At 68.1% G+C, this 22,817-nt stretch carries 18 protein-coding genes and 1 pseudogene; 4 read left to right on the top strand and 15 right to left on the bottom strand.

Annotated elements, in window-relative coordinates; genetic code table 11:
• Positions 1–20 precede the first annotated feature (20 nt).
• Positions 21–431, bottom strand: a complete 411-nt coding sequence (locus ACT9AS_RS05285) for a MerC family mercury resistance protein (RefSeq protein ID WP_445099092.1) — start codon at positions 429–431, stop codon at positions 21–23.
• A gap of 77 nt (positions 432–508) precedes the next feature.
• Between ACT9AS_RS05285 and ACT9AS_RS05280 the strand changes: the two genes are divergently transcribed.
• The gene (locus tag ACT9AS_RS05280) at positions 509–2,752 is read left to right on the top strand and encodes a TonB-dependent receptor domain-containing protein (RefSeq protein ID WP_445099091.1); all 2,244 of its coding nucleotides are present in this window, start codon (positions 509–511) and stop codon (positions 2,750–2,752) included.
• Positions 2,753–2,930: 178 nt separating this feature from the next.
• On the opposite strand, the gene ACT9AS_RS05275 is transcribed toward ACT9AS_RS05280, so the two are convergent.
• Positions 2,931–3,440, bottom strand: coding sequence for a transcriptional repressor (locus ACT9AS_RS05275; protein WP_445099090.1), 510 nt, complete (start codon positions 3,438–3,440; stop codon positions 2,931–2,933).
• A 9-nt stretch (positions 3,441–3,449) separates the two neighbouring features.
• Positions 3,450–4,871, bottom strand: a complete 1,422-nt coding sequence (gene gltX, locus ACT9AS_RS05270) for a glutamate--tRNA ligase (RefSeq protein WP_445099089.1) — start codon at positions 4,869–4,871, stop codon at positions 3,450–3,452.
• A gap of 203 nt (positions 4,872–5,074) precedes the next feature.
• Between gltX and lpxH the strand changes: the two genes are divergently transcribed.
• Positions 5,075–5,806, top strand: coding sequence for a UDP-2,3-diacylglucosamine diphosphatase (lpxH, locus tag ACT9AS_RS05265; RefSeq protein WP_445099088.1), 732 nt, complete (start codon positions 5,075–5,077; stop codon positions 5,804–5,806).
• 149 nt (positions 5,807–5,955) lie between these two features.
• Here the strand turns inward: lpxH and ACT9AS_RS05260 are convergent, their stop codons facing one another.
• From ACT9AS_RS05260 to ACT9AS_RS05230, 7 genes are all read right to left on the bottom strand, one after another.
• On the bottom strand, positions 5,956–6,765 hold the full coding sequence (locus tag ACT9AS_RS05260; RefSeq protein WP_445099087.1) for a DUF455 family protein: 810 nt from the start codon (positions 6,763–6,765) through the stop codon (positions 5,956–5,958).
• Between the two features lie 148 nt (positions 6,766–6,913).
• Positions 6,914–8,383: an amidophosphoribosyltransferase gene (purF, locus tag ACT9AS_RS05255; RefSeq protein WP_445099086.1), complete on the bottom strand. Its 1,470-nt coding sequence runs from the start codon at positions 8,381–8,383 to the stop codon at positions 6,914–6,916.
• 2 nt (positions 8,384–8,385) lie between these two features.
• Positions 8,386–9,174, bottom strand: coding sequence for a CvpA family protein (locus ACT9AS_RS05250; RefSeq protein ID WP_445099085.1), 789 nt, complete (start codon positions 9,172–9,174; stop codon positions 8,386–8,388).
• A 19-nt stretch (positions 9,175–9,193) separates the two neighbouring features.
• Positions 9,194–10,198, bottom strand: a complete 1,005-nt coding sequence (locus ACT9AS_RS05245) for an SPOR domain-containing protein (protein ID WP_445099084.1) — start codon at positions 10,196–10,198, stop codon at positions 9,194–9,196.
• A gap of 104 nt (positions 10,199–10,302) precedes the next feature.
• Positions 10,303–11,583: a bifunctional tetrahydrofolate synthase/dihydrofolate synthase gene (gene folC / locus ACT9AS_RS05240; RefSeq protein ID WP_445099083.1), complete on the bottom strand. Its 1,281-nt coding sequence runs from the start codon at positions 11,581–11,583 to the stop codon at positions 10,303–10,305.
• Between the two features lie 39 nt (positions 11,584–11,622).
• The gene (locus ACT9AS_RS05235) at positions 11,623–12,264 is read right to left on the bottom strand and encodes a histidine phosphatase family protein (protein ID WP_445099082.1); all 642 of its coding nucleotides are present in this window, start codon (positions 12,262–12,264) and stop codon (positions 11,623–11,625) included.
• Between the two features lie 3 nt (positions 12,265–12,267).
• Positions 12,268–14,430 carry a S46 family peptidase gene (locus ACT9AS_RS05230; protein WP_445099081.1) on the bottom strand — a complete coding sequence of 721 codons (2,163 nt, stop codon included), beginning with the start codon at positions 14,428–14,430 and terminating at the stop codon, positions 12,268–12,270.
• Between the two features lie 178 nt (positions 14,431–14,608).
• Between ACT9AS_RS05230 and tdh the strand changes: the two genes are divergently transcribed.
• Positions 14,609–15,646, top strand: coding sequence for an L-threonine 3-dehydrogenase (gene tdh / locus ACT9AS_RS05225; RefSeq protein WP_445099080.1), 1,038 nt, complete (start codon positions 14,609–14,611; stop codon positions 15,644–15,646).
• Positions 15,647–15,818: 172 nt separating this feature from the next.
• On the top strand, positions 15,819–17,012 hold the full coding sequence (kbl, locus tag ACT9AS_RS05220; protein WP_445099079.1) for a glycine C-acetyltransferase: 1,194 nt from the start codon (positions 15,819–15,821) through the stop codon (positions 17,010–17,012).
• Between the two features lie 97 nt (positions 17,013–17,109).
• Here the strand turns inward: kbl and ACT9AS_RS05215 are convergent, their stop codons facing one another.
• From ACT9AS_RS05215 to ACT9AS_RS05195, 5 genes and pseudogenes are all read right to left on the bottom strand, one after another.
• Positions 17,110–17,451: a hypothetical protein gene (locus tag ACT9AS_RS05215; RefSeq protein WP_445099078.1), complete on the bottom strand. Its 342-nt coding sequence runs from the start codon at positions 17,449–17,451 to the stop codon at positions 17,110–17,112.
• Between the two features lie 245 nt (positions 17,452–17,696).
• A pseudogene (locus tag ACT9AS_RS05210) lies at positions 17,697–18,269 on the bottom strand (OmpA family protein); the annotation flags it as partial.
• A 488-nt stretch (positions 18,270–18,757) separates the two neighbouring features.
• Complete coding sequence (locus ACT9AS_RS05205) at positions 18,758–19,849, bottom strand: OmpA family protein (RefSeq protein ID WP_445099077.1); 1,092 nt, start codon at positions 19,847–19,849, stop codon at positions 18,758–18,760.
• 202 nt (positions 19,850–20,051) lie between these two features.
• A complete protein-coding gene (locus ACT9AS_RS05200; protein ID WP_445099076.1) occupies positions 20,052–21,167 on the bottom strand; it encodes an OmpA family protein in 1,116 nt (371 codons plus the stop codon).
• A gap of 181 nt (positions 21,168–21,348) precedes the next feature.
• A complete protein-coding gene (locus ACT9AS_RS05195; protein WP_445099075.1) occupies positions 21,349–22,797 on the bottom strand; it encodes a bifunctional 2-methylcitrate dehydratase/aconitate hydratase in 1,449 nt (482 codons plus the stop codon).
• Positions 22,798–22,817 lie beyond the last annotated feature (20 nt).

The raw sequence follows: 22,817 nt of genomic DNA, 5'->3' as shown, positions 1-22,817 counted from the left end.
CACCGGAGCCCGGGCAGTCCTCAATGGGCGCAGCTGGCGTCGTGTACGTGGCCGTGGTTGAGCCGCAGGTTGGCGATGTGCCCCAGCCCGACCAGGGTACCGCCCAGGGTCATCGCGATGGCATGCGGCACCATCGCGTGGTGCAGCGGCGGATACAGGATCGCCGTCCACAGCACCAGCAGGCCCGGCACCAGCAGCCACAGGGCCCGAACGACGCGGTGCCGGTGGTAGCCCCAGAGCAGGCTGCCGAGCCCCAGCAGGCTGGCGAATGCGACGAACCCGCGCTCGAAGCCGTCGCTGCCGAGTGTCACCAGCCCGAGCGTCGGCAGCAGGGCGACCACCAGCGGCAGCAGCGCGCAGTGGATCGCACACAGGATCGAGCCATAGGCGCCGAAACGGTCGAGCAGGCGATGGCGTTGGATGGGGGACATGGGACCGTGACTTTTGGGAGGGGCCAGACGATTGTTATAATATAACATTACGTCTCCCGCGCAACCTACTTTACCCCATGCCCCTGCCCAATCGTTCACCCCGCCGTCTCCAGCTTGTCCTTGCCATGTCCATGGCGTTGCCGCTGGGGGCCCAGGCCGCCGCACAGGTCGACGCGCCGGCCGCCGGACACGACCACCAGCCCACCGATCTCACCGCCGTCGAGGTACATGCGACCCCGCTGGCAGGCACCGCCGAGGACCTGGTCCGGCCGGTCGAGGTGCTGGCCGGCGAGCGGCTGGACGCCGCCAAGGCCAACTCGCTCGGCGAGACGGTCAACAAGCTGCCGGGCGTGCAGTCGTCCTACTTCGGCCCGGGCGTCGGGCGGCCGATCATCCGCGGCTTCGACGGCGCGCGGGTGCAGGTGCTCAGCAACGGCCTGGGTTCGGGCGACGTGTCCACCGTCAGCGTCGACCACGCGGTCAGCATCGAGCCGTTCCTGGCCGACCAGGTCGAAGTGCTGAAGGGTCCGTCCACCCTGCTCTACGGCAGCGGCGCGATCGGCGGTGCGGTCAACGTGATCGACGGCCGCATTCCCGAACACGTGACCGCGGAGCCCTTGCAGGGCCGCGCCGAGTTGCGCAGTGGCACGGTCAACGACCAGCGCACCGGGATGCTGCGGCTCGATGGCACCTCGGAGTCGGGCAATGTGGTGTTCCATTTCGACGCGCTGCATCGCGAAACCGGCGACTACGAGATTCCCGGCTTCGCCGAGAACGAGCACGCCCACGAGGAACATGCCGAAGGCGGGCAGGACGAGCCCGGCCACGAACACGAGGAAGAACTCGGCATGGCCGGCATCCTGCCCAACAGCGCGGTGCGCACCGATGCCGCCGCGCTGGGAGTGTCCTGGGTCGGCGACCGCGGTTTCCTCGGCGTGGGCTACAGCCTGTTCAACAGCCGCTACGGCGTGCCGGGGCATTCGCACCCGGAAGGCGAGGACGGCCACGCGCATGACGACCACGACCACGATCACGATGAGCCGGCCGGTGAAGCCCATCACGACGAAGGCGCCGTCCGCATCGTGATGGACCAGCGCCGCAGCGAGGTGCGCGGCGGGTTCGACGACCTTGGCGCGTTCGAGTCGCTGCGGGTCAAGTTCGCGCGGACCGACTACACCCATACCGAATATGAGGGTGACGAGGTCGGCACCGTGTTCGACAACACCGGCACCGAGGCGCGGCTGGAGCTGGTGCACCAGCCGCTGCTCGGCTGGAACGGCGCGCTGGGCGCGCAGTGGTCGAAACGCGATTTCCTCGCGGTCGGCGCGGAGGCGTTCGTACCGGGCTCGAAGTCGAACGACACCGGCCTGTTCTGGATCGGCGAGCGTGTGTTCGGCTCGACCAAGCTCGAAATCGGCGCACGCCACGACCGCAACGAGGTCGATGTCGACGACAGCGTCGCGATCGGCCCGGACCGCGAGTTCGACACCACCAGCCTGTCCGCGGCGCTGCGCTGGGACCTGGACGAGACGCTGCACCTATCGCTCGGGCTGGACCGCGCGCAACGTGCGCCGACCGCGGAGGAGCTGTTCTCCAACGGCCTGCACGTCGCCACCGGCAGCGTCGAACTGGGCAATCCGGACCTCGACGTGGAGACCGCCAACCGCGCCGAACTCGGCCTGCACTGGCACAACGGCCCGTTGCGCGTAGGCGCCTCGGTCTACCAGGTGCGCTTCGACGATTTCGTCTACCTCGCCGATACCGGCATCGTCGAGCACGACGGCCCGGTGCGCGCGTGGACCCAGCACGACGCGCGCTTCAATGGCGCCGAGGCCGAGGTCGACTGGACCTTCATCGACAACGACAGCGGCGCCTGGTCGATGCGCGTGTTCGGCGACGTGGTGCGCGCGGAACTCGACGGCAGCGGCAGCCGCGACATCGCGGTGTCGGTGCCCCACGGCGACCACAACCACGATCATGTCGCCACGCTCGCCAACGACGGCAACCTGCCGCGGATCGCGCCGGCCCGTGTCGGTGGCGAATTGCGCTGGGAGACCGGCGAATGGCGCGCGTCGATCGGCGCGGTGCGCTACGCGGAGCAGGACGACGTGGCGGAGCACGAGACCGCGACGCCCGGCTACACGCTGGTGGACGCCCACTTGGCGTGGCATATCGACAGCCGCGGCGGCAACGCGTGGGAAGTGTTCCTCGACGGCAACAACCTGCTCGACGAGGAGGCGCGACCGCACACGTCGTTCCTGAAGGACCTGGCGCCGTTGCCGGGGCGTGGCGTCGAGTTCGGAGTGCGCGCGTTCTTCTGAGCGCGCGGACGCCTGAGGGCGCTTACACCCGCCTGCCTGTAGGAGCGACGTAAGTCGCGATTTCACTGATGGTTGTTTGTCGGCATGCTTCGCCGATCCAGAGTGGCGGTCGTGCCATCGGGCAGCGCGCTCAGCACGAGATACCGATGCAGCAGTGAAATCGCGACTTACGTCGCTCCTACATCGGACCGGGACCGGCGCCGGCCGCCGCCTTCGCGCAATCGGCGCACAACCCGTGCACTTCCAGCGTCTGCGCCTGCGGCACGAAGCCCAGCGCGCGGGCGCGGGCGTCGAGCGACTCGACGATCTGCTCGTCCTCCAGTTCCACCGCCGTATGGCAGTTGTCGCAGATCAGGAACGGCACCGCGTGCTGCTCGCCGCCGGGATGGTGGCAGCCGACGAAGGCGTTGATCGAGGCCAGCTTGTGGATGAACCCGTGCTCGAGCAGGAACTCGAGCGCGCGGTACACCGTCGGCGGCGCGGCGGCGTCGTGGGTCGCCTTCATCAGGTCGAGCAGTTCGTAGGCCTTGACCGGTCGCTCCGCTTCGGCGATCAGGCGCAGGGCATTGGCGCGGATCGGGGTCAGCCGCAGGCCACGCTGCTTGCACACGCGCTCGACCTCGCGCACGAAGGCATCGCCGTCGTGGACGTGGTGCTGCGGGTCGATGCAGTCGTGGTCGTGGGCCATGTCCCTGATCTAGGCCTCGGCGGGCACTTTTGCAAGCGCCGCATCGATCCGCCGCAACGCCTCGGCCTGCCCGGCCAGGTAGACGGTGTGCGAGATGTCGGGGCTGACCTGGGTGCCGGTGATCGCGACGCGCATCGGCTGGGCGACCTTGCCCATGCCCAGCTCCAGAGCCGCGGCGGTTTCGTGCAGCGCGGCACCGACCGCCTCGGCGCTCCACTCGCCCAGCGCGGCGAGGCGTTCGCGCGCATCGGCCAGCGGCGCACGGGCGGCCGGCTTGAGGTGCTTGGCGACGGCTGCTTCGTCGTACTCGGTAAGCGGGCCGAACCAGACCGCGGCGCGCTCGGCCATTTCCTTGAGGGTCTGCACGCGGTCGCGCAGGGCGATGACGATGTCGGCCGGGGCGGGGCCGGTGGCGAGGTCGTAACCGGCATCGCGCAGGTGCCATTCGAGGTGCCTGCCGACTTCGACCGGATCATCGGCCTTGAGGTACTGCTGGTTGAGCCAGCCGAGCTTGGCCGGGTCGAGCCGCGATGCCTTGGCGTTGACGTCCTTGAGGTCGAACAGCGACTTCATCTCGTCGATCGAGAAGATCTCCTGGTCGCCGTGCGACCAGCCCAGCCGCACCAGGTAGTTCAGCAACGCGTGCGGCAGGTAGCCGGCGTCGCGGTACTGCATGACGTCGGCCGCGCCGGTGCGCTTGGACAGCTTGGCGCCCTCCGGGTCGAGGATCATCGGCAGGTGGGCGAAGTGCGGGACTTCGGCAGGCACGCCGCTCTGAATCAGCGCCTTGTAGATGTTGATCTGGCGCGGGGTGTTGTTGACGTGGTCGTCGCCGCGGACGACGTCGGTGATGCCCATGTCGAGGTCGTCGACCACCACCGCGAAGTTGTAGGTCGCATAGCCGTCGGGGCGGAAGATCACCAGGTCGTCGAGTTCGCTGTTCGCGATCTCGATCCGGCCCTTGACCTTGTCGTCCCAGGCGACCACGCCGTCGAGCGGGTTCTTCAGGCGGATCACCCGGTTGGGATCGTCGCGGTAGCCCGCGTCGCGGTCGCGGTAGGCGCCGTTGTAGCGCGGCTTCTCGTTCGCCGCCATCGCCGCCTCGCGCATCGCGTCGAGTTCCTCGCGGGTCTCGTAGGCGTAGTAGGCGTGGCCGGACGCGACCAGTTGCTCGGCGACCTCGCGGTAGCGATCGAGCCGCTGGGTCTGGTAGAGCGGGCCTTCGTCATAGTCGAGGCCGAGCCATTCCATCGCCTGCAGGATCGCGTCGATCGCGGCCTGGGTGCTGCGCTCGCGGTCGGTGTCCTCGATCCGCAGGATGAACTGGCCGCCGCGACGGCGCGCCTCCAGCCAGCAGTACAGCGCGGTGCGGGCGCCGCCGATGTGCAGGTAACCGGTGGGACTGGGGGCGAAGCGGGTACGGCAGGTCATGGGGCGACTCGGGGTGGGGACCGCACGATTTTAGCGGTTGCGGGGATGCTGCGTGGCCCGGTGGCATGGCGTGGAAATCCCCCCGGGCTGTAGGAGCGACGTAAGTCGCGATTTCACTGATATCCGGATTCGCCGTGAAATCGCGACTTACGTCGCTCCTACACTTGGGGAGGCTTTGCCGCGCGCGCCTTTACAATGCCGCGATGACCACGCTTTTCATCTCCGACCTGCACCTGGACGCCGAGCGTCCGGCGATCACCGAACTGTTCGGCCGCTTCCTGCGCGAGGAGGCCGCCGGCGCCGACGCGCTGTACATCCTCGGCGACCTGTTCGAGGCCTGGGTCGGCGATGACGACCCGTCCGAAACCGGGGCCTTCGTCGCCCGCGAACTGCGCGCGGTGGTCGATGCCGGCACGCCTGCGTACTTCATCCGCGGCAACCGCGACTTCCTGCTCGGCGAGGACTACGCACGCCGCGCCGGCATGGCGGTGCTGGCCGATCCGAGCGTGGTGATGCTGTACGGCCACCCCACCCTGCTGCTGCATGGCGACACCCTGTGCACCGACGACGTCGCCTACCAGCAGTTCCGCGCGCAGACCCGCAACCCGGCGTGGCAGGCGCAGTTCCTGGCCCAACCGCTGGCGGCGCGACTGGCGTTCGCCCAGCAGGCCCGCGCGGCGAGCAAGGCGCATCAGCAGGGGTTGCAGGGCCAAGGGACGATGGAATCGATCACCGACGTCGCGCCGGCGACGGTCGCGGCGACGTTTGCGCAGTTTGGCATCGACACGATGATCCACGGCCATACGCATCGGCCGGCGGTGCATGAACTGGACTTGGCTGGGCATACCCGCACCCGGACGGTTCTGGGCGATTGGTATGAGCAGGGCTCGGTGCTGCGGGTGGATGCTGCGGGCGCGGAGCTGTCTTCGCTTTAAAGCGGGCCGGCGTGCCCGGTCGCGGTGTCCTTCGTTGTAGGAGCGACGTAAGTCGCGATTTCACTGATGCCCGGGATCGCCGTGCGATCGCGACTTACGTCGCTCCTACATGGGTTTGTGTGCGACCGGTACCTTCCGGTGAGAACCCATCAATTCGCGATGAAGGCCTCGAGCATCGCCAGTTCCCCGTCATCGAATCCGGCCTCGCTGCGGGCCTGCAGGTTGAACGGGCCGTACAGCACCGATCTCGCGTATTCGCCCAGCAGCTCGCGGAACTTCGGACCCGGCTCGACACCGGCGCGCTCGCAGTACCAGCGGAACCAGTGCGAGCCGGCGGCGACGTGTGCGACTTCCTCGCGCAGGATCAGTTCGAGGATCGCCACCGTGGCCTCATCGCCAACGCCTTGCAGCCTGGCGATCATCCCCGGCGTCACATCCAGCCCGCGCGCTTCCAGGACCCGCGGCACCAGCGCCATGCGGGCGAGGCCGTCGTGCGCGGTCTTCTCGGCCATCTCCCACAGACCGTTGTGGGCATCGAAATCGCCATAGTCGTGGCCGAGTTCTCTCAGACGTTCGCGCAGCAGGCTGAAATGCCGCGCCTCGTCGACCGCGACACCGACCCAGTCCGAATAGAACCGGTCCGGCAACCCGCGAAAGCGGTAGACGGCATCCCAGGCCAGGTCGATCGCGTTGAACTCGATGTGGGCGATCGCGTGGATGAAGGCGGCGCGCCCTTCGTCGGTTCCGAAGCCACGTTTGGGCAGGTCGCGCGGCGCCACCAGTCGGGGGCGCGCGGGACGGCCGGGCATGCGGATCGGCTCGGGTGGCGTCGCGTCGGACGGGATCGTGCACTCGCCGCGTGCGAATGACTCGCCGGCGGCGAAGGTCGCCGCGACCTTGGCTTCGGGTGTCGCGGCGTCGAGGCAGCCGCGGGCGATGGCGAACAGGGATGGGGGCATGATGCGACTCCTGCGCTGCGGGCGGCAGCGATGCGTTCCCGCTGCGGAAGAATGGCCTTGTGTAGGAGCGACGTGAGTCGCGATTTCACGGCGAAACCGGTTGTCAGTGAAATCGCAACTTACGTCGCTCCTACAAAGGCACCAGCGGTCAGGATGCCCGGCGGGTGCTCTTGGCGTCGTCGGAGCGCAGGCGCTTGATCCGCTCGAAGTAGTCTTCCTCGGTGCCGGTCACGTAGTCGCCGTTGAAGCACGAGGAGTCGAAGTGCTCCAGCCGGTGCTTCGGTCCCGACACCGCGTGTTCCAGGTCCTCGAGATCCTGGTAGATCAGCCAGTCGCAACCGAGCAGTTCCTGCACCTCTTCCTCGGTGCGGTTGTAGGCGATCAGCTCGTCGGCGATCGGCATGTCGATGCCGTAGATGTTCGGGTGCCGCACCGGCGGCGCGGCCGAGGCGAGGTACACCTTGCGCGCGCCGGCCTCGCGCGCCATCTGCACGATCTGTTTCGAGGTCGTGCCGCGCACGATCGAGTCGTCGACCAGCAGCACCACCCGGTTGCGGAACTCCAGCGGGATCGGGTTGAGCTTGCGCCGCACCGACTTCGCGCGCTGGCCCTGCCCCGGCATGATGAAGGTGCGGCCGACGTAGCGGTTCTTGATGAAGCCCTCGCGGTACTTCACGTCGAGCACGTTGGCCACTTCCAGCGCGGCGTCGCGCGAGGAGTCGGGGATCGGGATCACGGTGTCGATGTCGTGGTCCGGCCGCAGCCGCAGGATCTTCTCGCCCAGGGTCTGGCCCATACGCATGCGCGCCTTGTGCACCGAGATGTCGTCGATCATCGAATCGGGACGGGCGAAGTACACGTACTCGAACATGCACGGGGTGTGCTTGCCGGCCGGCACGCACTGGCGGGTGTGCAGCTCGCCGTCGGCGGTGATCACCACCGCCTCGCCCGGGCCGACATCGCGCACGCGCTCGAACCCGGTCAGGTCGAACGCCACCGACTCCGACGCCACCGCGTATTCGTCCCCGGCCGGGCTGCTGCGCTTGCCCAGCACCAGCGGCCGGATGCCGTTGGGATCCCGAAACGCCACCAGCCCGAGGCCGAGCACCGTGGCGACCACCGCGTAGCCGCCGACGCAACGGCGGTACACGCCCTCGACCGCCTTGAACGCGGTGTCCGGTGTCAGCGCGCGGGTGTCGAGCTCATGCGCGAAGACATTGAGCAGCACTTCCGAGTCCGACTCGGTATTGACGTTGCGGCGGTCCTGCTCGAACACCTCGCGGCGCAGCGCGTCGGTGTTGATCAGGTTGCCGTTGTGCGCCAGCGCGATGCCGAACGGCGAGTTGACGTAGAACGGCTGGGCTTCGTCGTTGCCCTCGCTTCCCGCCGTCGGATAACGGCAATGGCCGATGCCGATCTGGCCGCGCAGCAGGCGCATCGCGGGCGCGTCGAACACTTCGCTGACCAGCCCGTTGCCCTTGTGCACCATCAGCCGCCGGCCATCGTCGGCGGTGGCGATACCGGCCGCGTCCTGGCCGCGATGCTGCAGCACTGTGAGGGCGTCATAGAGCTGGGCCGCGACGTCGTTGTGGCCGACGATACCGATGATGCCGCACATGGTCAGGATCCTGGTTGGGGTTGTTGCAGGGGTTGTTGCAGGGGTTGTTGCAGGGGTTGTTGCCGGGGCTGCGCCCGGGGTTGCTGCAGGGGTGGCGCGGGGTCTTGCATCCGTTGCGGGGCCGCCTGCTTGCCACTGAGTTCACGCGCGATGCCGGCGGCGACCTCCAGCGACATGTCCACCGGTGCCGGGAGAACGATCTCCGCCCCGGAGGGGGCCGTTCCAGGCGGCAGCGTCTCCCCCGACATCAGCTCCGGCGACATCAGCCCCGCCGAAACCAGCGCCGGCCGGGTGGAGTCGCCGCGCAGGTCGACCCGGGCGGATACCCACTCCGGCAACCAGCCCTGCATCCATTGCGCACCCGGCGCGAACACCGGCACCACCGGCGAGGCGCGCCATTCCGGCGTCCGCGGCAGCCCGGTCAAGCCCATCAGCAGCACAAGCAGGCAAGCGACCAGCGCACCGCGCGCGAACCCGAGCAGGAGCCCGAGCAACCGGTCCAGCCCGGACAGGCCTACCGAATGCACCAGCTTGCGCACCAGCCAGCCCACCAGGCCGACCGCCAGCAGCACCACCAGAAAACTCAACCCGTAGCCGGCCAGCAGCTGTCCCGGTCCGGGCTCGCCATCGCTGGCGAGCACCAGCGCGACCTGCGCGCCAAACCGGAACGCCGCCCAGCCCGCCAGAACCCACGCCGTCAGCGACGCGAGCACACCGACGAAGCCGCGCATCAGCCCCAGCAGGGCCGACACGCCCACGACCGCCAGCAGGACCCAGTCGACTGCACTCATCGCGAAAACGCGTCACGCCTCACGGGTGCGAATGGACGAAGCCGTTGATGCCGAGCTTGACCGCAGCCTGCGCCTTCAGCCGCTCGGCGGCCGGACGATCGACCACCGGCCCCACCTGGACCCGGCTGAGCGGCCCCTTGTCGGTATTGACCTGTTCGACGAACGCACTGAGCCCGGCGGCGCGCGCCCGGTCGCGCAGGGCATTGGCATCGGCGGCCTTGCTGAAGGCGCCCAGTTGCACCGCGAAGCCGACGCCGGCCGCGGCAGGCTTCGGCGTGGTCGCCACGGGTTCGGCTGCGGCGGGCCTGCCTTCGGCGACAGGCTTGGCGGGCTTCGTTTCGGCCGGCTTGCTCGCGACCGGCGAGGCGGCGGGCTTGTCTTCGGGCAACGGTGTCGGCTCCGACACCTCGGTTCGGGGCGCCGGCGCGGGCGTGGATACCGATGCGGTGGCGTTGGCGTCGTCCTCGGCGGCGGCCGCGTCCAGCGCCACCACCCGGGAGCCGACATCGTCGCGCACGTGGGCCGCGCGCAGGCGTGCGGTCTCGGCGGTCGCGCGCGAGTCGAACGGCCCGACGCGCACCCGGTACAGGGTGCGTCCGTCGACCGCGGTGGTTTCCTGGTAGCCCGCCAGTTGCGAATCGCGCAGGGCGTTGACCACGCGCGCGGCGTCGTCGGCGCTGGCGTAGCTGCCGAAACTGACCGCATAGCCACCACCGGCGGTGGTCGCCGGCATCATGCCGTCGTTGGCGGTACGCGTATCGACGGTGGGCAGTTCGCCGCCCTCGACGGGATCGGCATCGGCGCCGCCCAGGCCGGTCACGCTGCCGCCTGGCGTCGCGCCCGGTGTCACCAGCGGCAGTTCACGAGTCTCGAATTCGCCACCGGGCGGCTCGGGCAGGTCCAGCGGCACGTCGGAGACGCCGCTTTCCGGGGCCGGCCCCTTGATCAGCATCGGCAGGAAGATCACCGCGATCGCGACGAGCACGGCGGCACCGATCAGGCGCTGTTTCAGGGCGGGTTCCATCGGATCTCGCATGCCTCGGCGAAAGTGCCCGCGAATTATACCCCCGCGCCACGACGCCACCGGCCTGCACCGGCGGTCTGTTCAGGCGTTGGCGCGGGCGGTGCTCAAGCCAGCCAGCGCAAGGCCGCCGCCGCGGTGTGGAACGAGCCGAACACCAGGATGCGGTCGCCGTCGCGCGCCTGTGCGCATACCGCCGCCAGCGCCTGGGCAACGTCGGCATGTCGGGTTGCGGTCGCGGCCGCGGTCCCGGCGAGACGCTCGGCGAACCGCTCCACATCGATGCCGCGCGGGGCCTGGTCGGGCAACCCGGCGAGGTGCCACCGGTCGACGACGGAGGCCAGCGCGGCAACGACGCCCGCCACGTCCTTGTCGCCCAGCGCCGCATACACCGCGTGCGTGGCGCCGGTTACCGGCTTGGCCTGCAGCCAGGCCGCCAGTTCGCGCGCGGCCTGGGGGTTGTGGCCGACGTCGACCAGCACGTCCACGCCGCCGCGCTGGAAACGTTGCAGCCGCCCGGGGATGTCGGCGGCGGCGATGCCACGACCGATCGCATCGTCGTCCAGCGGACGGTCCAGCGCGCGCAGTGCGGCGACCGCGACCGCCGCGTTACGCAGCTGTGCCGGCACGGCGAGTTTCGGCAGGGGCAGATCGAGCTGGAAGCCGGTTTCGCGCCAGCGCCAGTGACCGTCGGCGGGCAACTCCTGAGCGGCTTCGCCCGGCGCAGCGCCGATGAAGAAATCGCAACCGATCCGCAGTGCCGACGCGCCGATCGCATAGGCATGCCGCAGCACGCTCGACGGCGGATCGTCGTCGCCGAGCACCAGCGGTTTCCAACTGCGCGCGATCCCGGCCTTCTCGAAACCGATGGCCTCGCGGTTGTCGCCGAGATAGTCCTGGTGGTCGAGGTCGACGGTGGTGATCACGGCGACATCGGAATCGACGATGTTGGTGGCGTCGAGCCGCCCGCCGAGGCCGATCTCCAGGATCGCCAGGTCGAGCCCGGCACGCGCGAACAGCCACAGCGCCGCCAGCGTGCCGTACTCGAAATAGGTCAGCGTGGTGTCGCCGCGCGCCGCTTCGATCGCCTCGAACGCCTCGACCAGCGCGGCGTCGGAGGCGTCTTGGCCATCCACGCGCACCCGCTCGTTGTAGGCCAGCAGATGCGGCGAGGTATAGGCACCGACGCGCCAGCCGGCCTCGCGCGCGATCGCCTCGATGAAGGCGACCGTCGAGCCCTTGCCGTTGGTGCCACCGACTGCGATGACGTGTCGTGCCGGCCGGTCCAGTCCAAGCCGGCCGGCCACTTCACGCACGCGATCGAGCCCCATGTCGATCGACTTGGGGTGCTGGCGCTCGATGCGGACAAGCCACTGGTCCAGGGTCATGCGGGAAAACCGGTGCGCGGGGACCGCAATGATCCCCGCTTACAGCGCGCGGTGCACGGCCTCGCCGAACAATGCGGTGTGGTGGCTGCAATCGTTGAGGCGAACCACCTCCAGCCGGTCGACCGTGAGGCCTTCCAGCAGGTTCAAGGTGGTCGGCGCCTGGCGGAAGGTCCACAGCCGCGCGAGCGGGATGCCGAGCACGTGGCACAGCAGCACGCGGTTGACCGCGTCGTGCGCGACCACCAGCAGGGTGTCGTCGTCACCGAGCCCATCGGCAGCACGCGCCAGCGCGGGCCAGGCGCGGTCGAACACGTGCTGCAACGATTCACCTTCGGGCATCAGCACTTCATGCGGCGTGTCGCGCCAGGCCCGCAGGCGTTCGGGGTCGCGCTCGCCGATCTCGCTGGCGAGCAGCCCCTCCCAGGTGCCGTGGGCGATTTCCATCAGCCCGGGATCGGTCGACAGCATCGCGCGGCGTTCGCCGAGCGCGAACCCGGCGGTCTGGCGGGCACGACCCAGCGGCGAGGCGACCGCGCGGGTGACCGGCACCTCGCGCAGCCGCTCGCCGAGGGCACGGGCCTGCGCCTCGCCCACCGGCGACAGCGGGATGTCGGCCTGGCCCTGGTAGCGGCCCGCGGCGTTCCACGAGGTTTCACCGTGACGCGCAAGGATGATCTTCATGCCTTACTTCTGCTCCGGCACGCCGAGCTCCTCCAGCACCTGCGGCGCCGGGAAGACCTCCTGCATGATCCAGCGCATGTAGCGCGCGTCGACCGCGATCACCCGGGTCAGTTCCGGGTTGAAGACCCAGTTCGACGCCACGCTCTCCCAGTTCATGTCGAACACCAGCCCGACCAGTTCACCGCGCGCGTTCATCACCGGCGAACCGGAGTTGCCACCGGTGATGTCGAGGTCGGCCATGAAGTTGACCGGCACGGTGCCGAGTTCCTCGCTGGCAAGGCCGCCGTAGCTCTTCGCCTCGACCGCATCGAGCAGCGCCTGCGGTGCGTCGAACGGCGCCTCGCCGGTGTGCTTGGCGGCGACCTGCTCCAGCGTGGTGAACGGCGGCAGGCGCACGCCGTCGGGGCGGGTGTAGCCCTGCACGTTGCCGAAGGTGATGCGCAGCGAGGAATTGGCGTCGGGGTAGACCGACTCGCCCTGGCTGGCCTTGTAGTCGGCCACGGCCTGCAGGTACACCGGGCGCGCCAGCAGGGCGTCGCCGGCGCGGGTCTCGGCCTGCTCTTCCAGCTCCAGCAGGGTCGGCATGACCGCGACCGCGAACTGCAGCGCCGGGTCGTCGCTGGCCTCGAACGCGGCACGGTCGGCCTGCAGCAGTGCCAGGCGGGTGTCGAGCGCGCCAAGGTCGGTGCCGGCCAGCTTGTCCAGCGCGGCCTGCACCGCGGCCTCGTCGTCACCGCCGAGCCAGGCGTCGATCGCCTCGACCCGCTGCGACTGCGGCAGCTTCACGTACTCACGCAGCCAGTATTCCTGCAGCTGCCGGTCCATCGCCGCGGCGTAGCGCTTGTCCATCTGCCGCATCGCGCCCTCGAAGCCGGGCAGGTCGCGCTGCTGGTAGCCCGGCTCGCGCTCGGCATCGGGCCTGGCCTTCTCGATCGCGAGGCGGTAGAGGCTGGTGGCGGCGCCGATCGTGCCGGTGCGGCGCAACTGGCCGAGCACCAGGTCGCGTTCGCGGGTGGCGCTGTCGGCTTCCTGGAGTTCGAGCAACCGGGCGTGGGCGGCCAGCGCGGCCTCACCGTCGGCACCCTGCCCGCGCAGCCATGCCAGCACCGCGGCTTCCTCGTCGTGCTTGGCCTTGCTTGCGTCGATCCGTTCGAAACCTTCCAGCTGGCCGCCGTAGTTCTTCATCGCGTTCTGCCAGCCGCGGATGGTGCTGGCGTACTTGACCTCGATGTCCTCGTCCTTGGCACCGGCTGCCTCGACCAGCCCGGCCAGGTTCTCGTAGTGCGCCTTGACGGTCGGGTAGGTCCACTGCGCGGTCTCATCGAACTCGGCGGCCAGCGCGTAGCGGGCGGTGCGGCCGGGGTAGCCGGCGACCATCACGAAATCGCCTGTTTCCAGCGGCTGCGACGCCAGCTTGAGCCAGTGTTCGGGCTGGTATGGCACGTTGCCTTCGGCATACGGCGCAGGCTTGCCGTCGGGTCCGACATAGGCGCGATAGAACGAGAAATCGCCGGTGTGGCGCGGCCACATCCAGTTGTCGATGTCGCCGCCGTAGCTGCCAACGCTGTTGGGCGGCGCGTGGACAAGGCGCACGTCCTTGATCTCGAGGTTCCTGAACAGCCGGTAGGTGTTGCCGCCGGCGAAGCTGTAGAACCGGCAGCGGTAACCCTCGTCGGTCTCGCAATCGGCGACCAATTGCTTCTCGATCGCTTCCAGTGCATGGCTGCGGCCGAGCGCATCGGGCGCGGCCTCGATTGCGGCGCGGACCTTGGCGGTGACGTCCTCGATCGAGTCGAGCGCATAGATGCGCGCGTTCGGGCCGGCCGAGACCTCGTCGGCCTGGGTCGGGGCGTTGAAACCCTTGTCGATCAGGTTGTTCTCGGGGGTGGAATTGAGCTGGATCGCGCCGTACGCGCAGTGGTGGTTGGTGACCACCAGGCCCTGCGGCGAAACGAAGCTGGCGGTGCAGCCACCGAGCGATACCACCGCGCCCATCGGGTCGCCGGTGAGGTCGGCCAGTTGCTCCGGCGGCAGTTCCAGGCCGGCCTTCTTCAGTGGACCGGCGATCTCCGGCAATTGCTGCGGCACCCACATGCCCTCACCCGCAGTCGCCGCCCCCACGAAGCCCGCCATCGCGATTGCCACCGCCAGTACCGAATAACGCATTGCCGTCACCCTGAAAGAAGGTCGAAAGCCCGAGTTTACGCCGCGCACCGCGGTGCCGGGCAGCACGGAGCCGGTCACGGTGGCGGCATGGGTCGCCGCGTATAATTCCTGGTCAATTCCGGCGCCATCGGCGCGCCCCGCCTGCCGCACGCGGCACGTGGCAATCCAAGAGCGAACCATGACCCAAACGATGATGAAGGCGCTGGTCAAGCGCGAAGCGACCAAGGGCATCTGGATGGAAGAGGTGCCGGTGCCCGCGCCGGGCGCCAACGAGGTGCTGATCAAGCTCGAGAAGACCGCGATCTGCGGCACCGACCTGCACATCTACCTTTGGGACGAATGGAGCCAGCGCACGATCCAGCCGGGCCTGGTGATCGGCCACGAATTCGTCGGCCGCATCGTCGAGGTCGGCCCGGGCGTGACCGGCTACAAGGTCGGCCAGCGTGTGAGCGCCGAGGGCCACATCGTCTGCGGCCACTGCCGCAACTGCCGCGGCGGGCGCCAGCACCTGTGCCCGAACACGGTCGGCATCGGCGTCAACCGCAATGGCGCGTTCGCCGAGTACATCGTCATGCCGGCAACCAACCTGTGGCCGATCCCGGACCAGATCCCGAGCGAGCTGGCCGCGTTCTTCGATCCCTACGGCAACGCCGCGCACTGCGCGCTGGAGTTCGACGTGGTCGGCGAGGACGTGCTGATCACCGGCGCCGGCCCGATCGGCATCATTGCCGCCGGCATCTGCAAGCACATCGGCGCGCGCAACGTGGTGGTCACCGACGTCAACGACTACCGCCTCAAGCTGGCCGCCGACATGGGCGCGACCCGGGTGGTCAACGTCGCCAACACCTCGCTCAAGGACGTGATGGCCGACCTGCACATGGAGGGCTTCGACGTCGGCCTGGAGATGAGCGGCAACCCCCGCGCGTTCAACGACATGCTCGATTGCATGTACCACGGCGGCAGGATCGCGATGCTCGGCATCATGCCCAAGGGCGCCGGCGTCGACTGGGACAAGATCATCTTCAAGGGCCTGGTGCTGCACGGCATCTACGGCCGGAAGATGTACGAGACCTGGTACAAGATGACCCAGCTGGTGCTGGGCGGCTTCCCGCTGGGCAAGGTGCTGACCCACCAGTTGCCGGTCGAGGAGTTCCAGCAGGGCTTCGACCTGATGGAAGCGGGCAAGGCCGGCAAGATCGTGCTGAGCTGGAATTGATCCGGCGTTGTTTCGCCGGGCACGGCTCGTCGGGCACGGCTCGTCGGGCATCGCTTCGTTGGACACCGCTTCGTTGTAGGAGCGACGTAAGTCGCGACCCACCGACCCATCGATTTTCTGCGCGTTCGCGACTCACGTCGCTCCTACGGCAACCCTGTTTCAAGGACCCGCCATGTCTCTGACCAATCGCTACACCGAAGAACTCGACTCCATCCGCGATGCCGGCCTGTTCAAGTCCGAGCGCATCATCACCAGCCCGCAGTCGGCCGAGATCACCCTCGACGACGGCCGCACGGTGCTGAACTTCTGCGCCAACAACTACCTCGGCCTGGCCGACCACCCGGACATCATCGCCGCCGCCAAGGACGCGCTCGACACCCACGGCTTCGGCATGGCCTCGGTGCGCTTCATCTGCGGCACCCAGGACCTGCACAAGCAGCTCGAGCAGACCATCGCATCGTTCTTCGGCACCGAGGACACGATCCTCTACGCCGCCTGCTTCGACGCCAACGGCGGCCTGTTCGAGCCGCTGCTCGGCGAGGACGACGCGATCATCTCCGACGCGCTCAACCACGCGTCGATCATCGACGGCGTGCGCCTGTGCAAGGCCAAGCGCTTCCGTTACGCCAACTGCGACATGGCCGACCTGGAAAAGCAGCTGCAGGCCGCCGACGCCGCCGGCTGCAGGACCAAGCTGATCACCTCCGACGGCGTGTTCTCGATGGACGGTTTCATCGCCCCGCTCGACGAGATCACCGCGCTGGCGAAGAAGTACGGCGCGCTGGTGCACATCGACGAGTGCCACGCGACCGGCTTCATCGGCGCGACCGGCCGCGGCTCCGCCGAGGCCCGCGGCGTGATGGACAGGATCGATATCTTCACCGGCACCCTCGGCAAGGCGATGGGCGGCGCGGTCGGCGGCTTCACCACCGCCTCGAGCGAGGTCATCGAACTGCTGCGCCAGCGTTCGCGGCCCTATCTGTTCTCCAACTCGCTGCCGCCGCACGTGGTCGCGGCCGGGATCAAGGCGTTCGAGATGCTGGCCGCCGCCGGCGACCTGCGCCGGCAACTGGCCGACAACACCACCTACTTCCGCGAGCGCATGACCGCGGCCGGCTTCGACATCAAGCCCGGCACCCACCCGATCAGCCCGGTGATGCTGTACGACGCGCCGCTGGCGCAGAAATTCGCCGAGCGGCTGCTGGAGGAAGGGATCTACGCGATCGGCTTCTTCTTCCCGGTGGTGCCGCAGGGCCAGGCCCGCATCCGCACCCAGATCAGCGCGGCGCACACGCGCGAGCAGCTCGACCGGGCGATCGATGCATTCACCCGGATCGGCCGCGAACTCGGCGTGTTGAAAGCCTGAAACGGCGGAAGCCCGCCCGGGCCGCGGGCGGGCTTCAAAAGCCGCCGGCCAAAAGCCGTCGGCCCCGGCGGCGCCTTTCCGGCGCCGCCGTGCTTCTTTACTTTGCCGCCTGCGCTTCCGGTGCCGCCGCGGTATCCGTCGACGCCGATGCCTCCTGGGCAGCCGCCGGCGCGGCAGGTGCGCCCTTCGCTACGCGCACGCCCTTCGACTTCATCCACGCGTCGAACTGATCGGCCGACATGCGCTTGCCGCCCTGCTCCATGTTGAAGCGCCACGGCGTGTTGTCGTGCTCGGTCTTGGGCTTGTAGTTCGCCGCATCCGCAGCCGCCGCCCCGGTTGCCGCCGCTTCGGTGACCGCATTTGCCGGAACCGGCTCGGCCGCCGACGCCACGCCGGCGCACAACAGCGCCAGCACCATTGAAACCACGAACTTCCCCATGTCCAGCTCCCCTTGATTGTGTTGGATCCCGTCACGTCGTCTTCACCCCGCGACGTGATGGCAAGTGTAGGCAGGCGGGCCAGGAAAGGGGTGCGCGCGCTCACATTCCGTGACGATTTTTTGCCGCATCCGACCGCAATGCGATGCCATCGATCCAGTGAATGCGACGGAATGCGCAGAAACGCGAAGCCCGACACGTGGCCGGGCTTCGGGCGCCGCGGGGCGGCAGTAACGGGAACGATCCGTCAGTTCTGGATGTTCAGCTCCGTGCGACGGTTCTTGGCACGACCCTCCGGATCATCCGAGCCGTCCGGCTTCTGGTTCGGCACCAGCGGACGCATCTCGCCGAAACCGACCGGTCCGATCAGGCGCGCCTTGTCGATCCCGTTCTCGACCAGGTAGTCGTAGACGGCCTTGGCCCGACGCTCCGACAACGCCTGGTTGTACTTCGCATCGCCCCGCGAGTCGGTATGGCCGGCAACCTCGACCTTCAGGTCCGGGTAGCGCTGCAGGATTTCCAGGGCCTCGCTCAGCACGGCCTTGGCATCGGCTTCCAGACTGGCCTTGTCGTAACCGAACGTCACGCCCTTCAGGTCGATCGACACGGGCACCGGGCAGCCGTCCGGACCGATGGTCTGGCCGGCCTCCGAGGCCGGGCACAGATCGAGGCAATTGATGATGCCATCGCCATCGTTGTCACCCTTGTCGCCTTCCGGGGTCGGGCAGTTCTGCACCAGCGGCGTGGCAGGCTTGCCGGTGGCCACGCGCACGCCTTTCGACTTCATCCATTCGTCGAACTTGTCGGCGGACATGCTCTGCCCTTCCTGCTGCATGTTGAAGCGCCACGGCGTGTTGTCGTGCTCGGTGCGCGGAACATAGGCGGCCGGCGCGGTATCGCCCGCCACGGTTCCGGACCCCGGGATCGGCAACACCTCGCCGTCAGGCATCCGGATGGTGTCCTGCACCGGGACGGTCGCGGCCTGGCCGGGCACGGCGGTCACCGGCGCGGGCGGCGCATCGGTCGCTGGTGTCGGCGTGTCCTGCGCCTTGCCGGTGGCCGCGCAAGCGGTGGAAACAAGCAGCAGGACACTGGAGGCAACCGCGAACTTCCTGATGTATGCCATGGCGCGGGATCTCGTGGAAAGCGTTCCGCAGTATAGAGGAAGCCTTGTACGCCCAAGCTGACCCGCCGCTGTCGAGGGGGATATTGGCGACAAAGAAAAAGCCCGGCGCTGGGCCGGGCTTCCGGGTACTTCTGTTTGCCCCTTCGGATGGCCCAGGAGGGCCATCCGTGGTTGCGACGTGCTTAGTTCTGCACGTTCAACTCGGTGCGACGGTTCTGCGCGCGGCCTTCCGGATTGTCCGAACCATCCGGGTTGGTGTTCGGCGCGATCGGGCGGCTCTCGCCGTAACCGTTCGGGCCGACCATGCGCGAGGCGTCGATGCCGTTGCTGGTCAGGTAGTCGTACACCGCAGTGGCGCGACGCTCCGACAGCGACTGGTTGTAGGCGTCGGTGCCCTTCGAGTCGGTGTGGCCCGCCACCTCGACCTTCAGGTCGGGGTAACGCTGCAGGATCTGCACCGCCTCGCTCAGGATCGCCACCGCGTCCGGACGCAGGGTCGACTTGTCGAAGTCGAAGTTCACGCCCTTCAGGTCGATGGAGACCGGAACCGGGCAACCGTCCGGACCGATGGTCTGGCCGGCCTGCGAACCCGGGCACTTGTCGTCGCAGTTGTTGACGCCGTCACCGTCGTCATCCAGGTCCGCGCAGCTCGGCGCAGCCGGCGGCGGCGGGGGCGGAGCGACCACGTTTTCCGGCCCCAGCGGGACCACGACGCCGACCGAGGCCAGCACATCGCCGAACCAGTCTTCCTCGGGAGCGCGGAAGCTCTGGTCGTCAAAACTCGCGCGGTAGGCCAGTTCGGTACGGATGGCGACGCGACCCACGTCACCCTGCAGGCCGAAGCCGAGTTTGGCCGCCATGTTGCCGTCCTTGCGCTCGCCCGGCGAGTCGGGGCTCGGGAACGCATCGAACTCCTCTTCCGAACGCTGGAAGCCCAGGCCCATCAACGCGTACGGGTTCCAGCTGCGGCCCTCGGCGATGAAGTGACGGCGCAGGTCCAGCGAAGCGCCATACTGGCTCCAGTTGAGGTCCTGGTTGGCGTCGGCCTGCGGGTTCTGGTAATTCAACTCGCCATCGACCGACCACGCCGGGCTGATGAACCGGCCGACGCCGATCGCGCCAAACGGCGCATTGCGGGTTTCGCGCGCGTTGTCCTGGATATTCATGCCGGCGGTGCCGGTGAGGTACCAGCGGTCATCGAACTCCTGCGCGCTGGCCGCCGAGGCGAACGCCAAACCCGCCAGCAAGGCGGTGCTCAACAAGCGGATCTTCATATCGGATTCCTTCGAGTGGAGAAATGAATAGTTGCCTGCAACAACCGGCGGCCGCGGTGGAAATCCCGTGGCCGCAGACGCGCCGATCATACACATCCAGTATGTCCAATAAAGCCGAAGCCCGGCACTGGGCCGGGCTTCGAAGTACTACTGTTTGCATCTTCGGATGGCCCAGGAGGGCCATCCGCGATTGCGACGTGCCTTAGTTCTGCACGTTCAACTCGGTGCGACGGTTCTGCGCGCGGCCTTCCGGATTGTCCGAACCATCCGGGTTGGTGTTCGGCGCGATCGGGCGGCTCTCGCCGTAACCGTTCGGGCCGACCATGCGCGAGGCGTCGATGCCGTTGCTGGTCAGGTAGTCGTACACCGCAGTGGCGCGACGCTCCGACAGCGACTGGTTGTAGGCGTCGGTGCCCTTCGAGTCGGTGTGGCCCGCCACCTCGACCTTCAGGTCGGGGTAACGCTGCAGGATCTGCACCGCCTCGCTCAGGATCGCCACCGCGTCCGGACGCAGGGTCGACTTGTCGAAGTCGAAGTTCACGCCCTTCAGGTCGATGGAGACCGGAACCGGGCAACCGTCCGGACCGATGGTCTGGCCGGCCTGCGAACCCGGGCACTTGTCGTCGCAGTTGTTGACGCCGTCGCCGTCGTCGTCCAGGTCCGCGCAGCTCGGGGCGACCGGGGCCGGGGCGACCGGGGCCTGCGGCTCCGGACCCAGCGGCACGACCACGCCGACCGAGGCCAGCACGTCGCCGAACCAGTCGGCACCGTCGTCGCGCGGCACGTCGTCGGTCATGAACGCGCCGACGCTGTCGTCATCGGCATCGATGCGGTAGGCCAGCTCGGTGCGGATCGCAACGCGACCGACATCGCCCTGGACACCGAAGCCGAGCTTGCCGGCGATGTCGCCGCCTTCACGCTCGCCGGGGGAATCCGGGCTCGGGAAGTTGTCGAACTCTTCCTCGTGGCGCTGGTAACCCAGGCCCATCAACGCATACGGGTTCCAGTTGCGGCCCTCGGTGATGAAGTGGCGACGCAGGTCGAACGAGATACCGTACTGGCTCCAGTTCAGGTCCTGATTGCGGTCGACCTGCGGATTCTGGTAGTTCAGTTCGCCGTCGAGCGACCAGTTCTGGTTGAGGAACTTGCCAACGCCGATCGCCGCAAACGGAGCATTGCGGGTATCGCGGTTGTTGTCCTGGATATTCATGCCGGCGGTGCCGGTGACATACCAGCGGTCATCGAAATCCTGCGCGCTGGCGGTACCGACCAGACTCAGGCCACCCAGCAGGGCGGCACAGAGGAGCTTCTTATTCATCCTGTATCTCCTTGTTCATCAAAATTGGAAACCGCGTCTGCGAGGTTCCTTACCGTTCTAGACGGCCGCCTGTACGACGCCATCGGTGGGGAGGTTAGATTTGCGGACGTGAAGGCAATGTTAACGGGCATCTAACATTCCGGAGAAGTTCCGCTGAACCGTCAGGGCCCTCAAACTTCGTTCAGACCTGGAGCAGGCCGAGAAGGTTGGTGACCGGCATCGACTCCAGCTGGTCGGGGCGGGCGGCGAGCTGGAGCAGCCGTTCGGCATTCGCTGCCGGCAACCGGGTCCCGACCGCCTTTTCGAATTTGTCCATCAGTACCGGAATACCCTCCTCCCGGCGCTTGCGATGGCCGATGGGATAGTCCACCGAAACCTTCCCGGTGCTGCTGCCGTCATTGAAGAACACCTGCACCGAGTTGCCGATATAGCGCTTCGCCGGATCGAAATAGTCCCTGGTGAATTGCGGGTTCTCGCTGACGACCATCTTCCGGCGCAAGGCATCGATGCGCGGGTCGGCAGCGACCGCGTCGGTGTAGTCGTCGGCCGTCAGGCGGCCGAAGATCAATGGCACGGCGACCATGTACTGCAGGCAATGGTCGCGGTCGGCGTAGTTGGCCAGCGGGCCGGTCTTGTCGATGATGCGCACGCCGGCTTGCTGGGTCTGCAGTTCGACCCGCTCGATGTCGTCGAGGCGGTCCTTCACTTCGGCGTGAAGACGCATCGCGCACTCGACCGCGGTCTGGGCGTGGAACTCGGCCGGATAGCTGATCTTGAACAGGATGTTCTCCATCACGTAGCTGCCGAAGGGCCGCTCGAACTCGAACGGCCTGCCGTCGAAGGCGATGTCGTAGAAGCCCCAGGTCGGCACGCTCAGCGCGCTCGGGTAGCCGACCACGCCCTTCACGGCGTTCAGCGCATGGGTGACCGCGCGGCGGCAGGCGTCGCCGGCGGCCCAGCTCTTGCGCGGCCCGGTGTTGGGGGCGTGGCGGTAGGTGCGTAGCACGCCGTTGTCGATCCAGCTGTGCGAGACGGCGGTCCAGATCGCCTCCTCGTCGCCACCGAACATGTGGGTGGCGACGGCGGTCGAGGCCAGGCAGACCAGGATCACGTGGTCGAGGCCGACCCGGTTGAACGAATTCTTCAGCGCGTAGCAACCCTGGATCTCGTGGGCCTTGATCGCGTAGCCGAGCACGTCGCGGACGGTGAGGGTCTTGCCGCCTTCCGCCTCCGCCTTGCGCCCCAGGTAGTCGGCCACGGCGAGGATCGCGCCGAGGTTGTCGGACGGATGGCCCCATTCGGCCGCCAGCCAGGTGTCGTTGAAGTCGAGCCAGCGGATCTGCACGCCGATGTTGTAGGCGGCCTGGACAGGATCGAGTTCATGCGTGGTGAACGGCACGCGTGCCCCACCCTTCATGTCCGCGCCGGGCACCAGCGGACCGAGGTGCTTGACGCATTCGGCGTGGTCCATCGCCAGCGCCGCGCAGGCCAGCGAGTCCAGCAGCATGTAGCGGGCGGTGTCGAAAGCCTCGCGGGAATCGACGGTGTAGTCGGCCACGTAGCGGGCGACGTCGAGCATCGGCGGGTCGGGATCGGGACGGGCGCTTGAGCGCTGGTCGAACGTGTCCATGACACATCCTCCGGATGGAA

The organism is Lysobacter sp. F60174L2, assembly GCF_052547135.1.
Note: the sequence above shows the minus strand (reverse complement) of the source record. Positions and strands in the feature narration are given on the sequence as shown.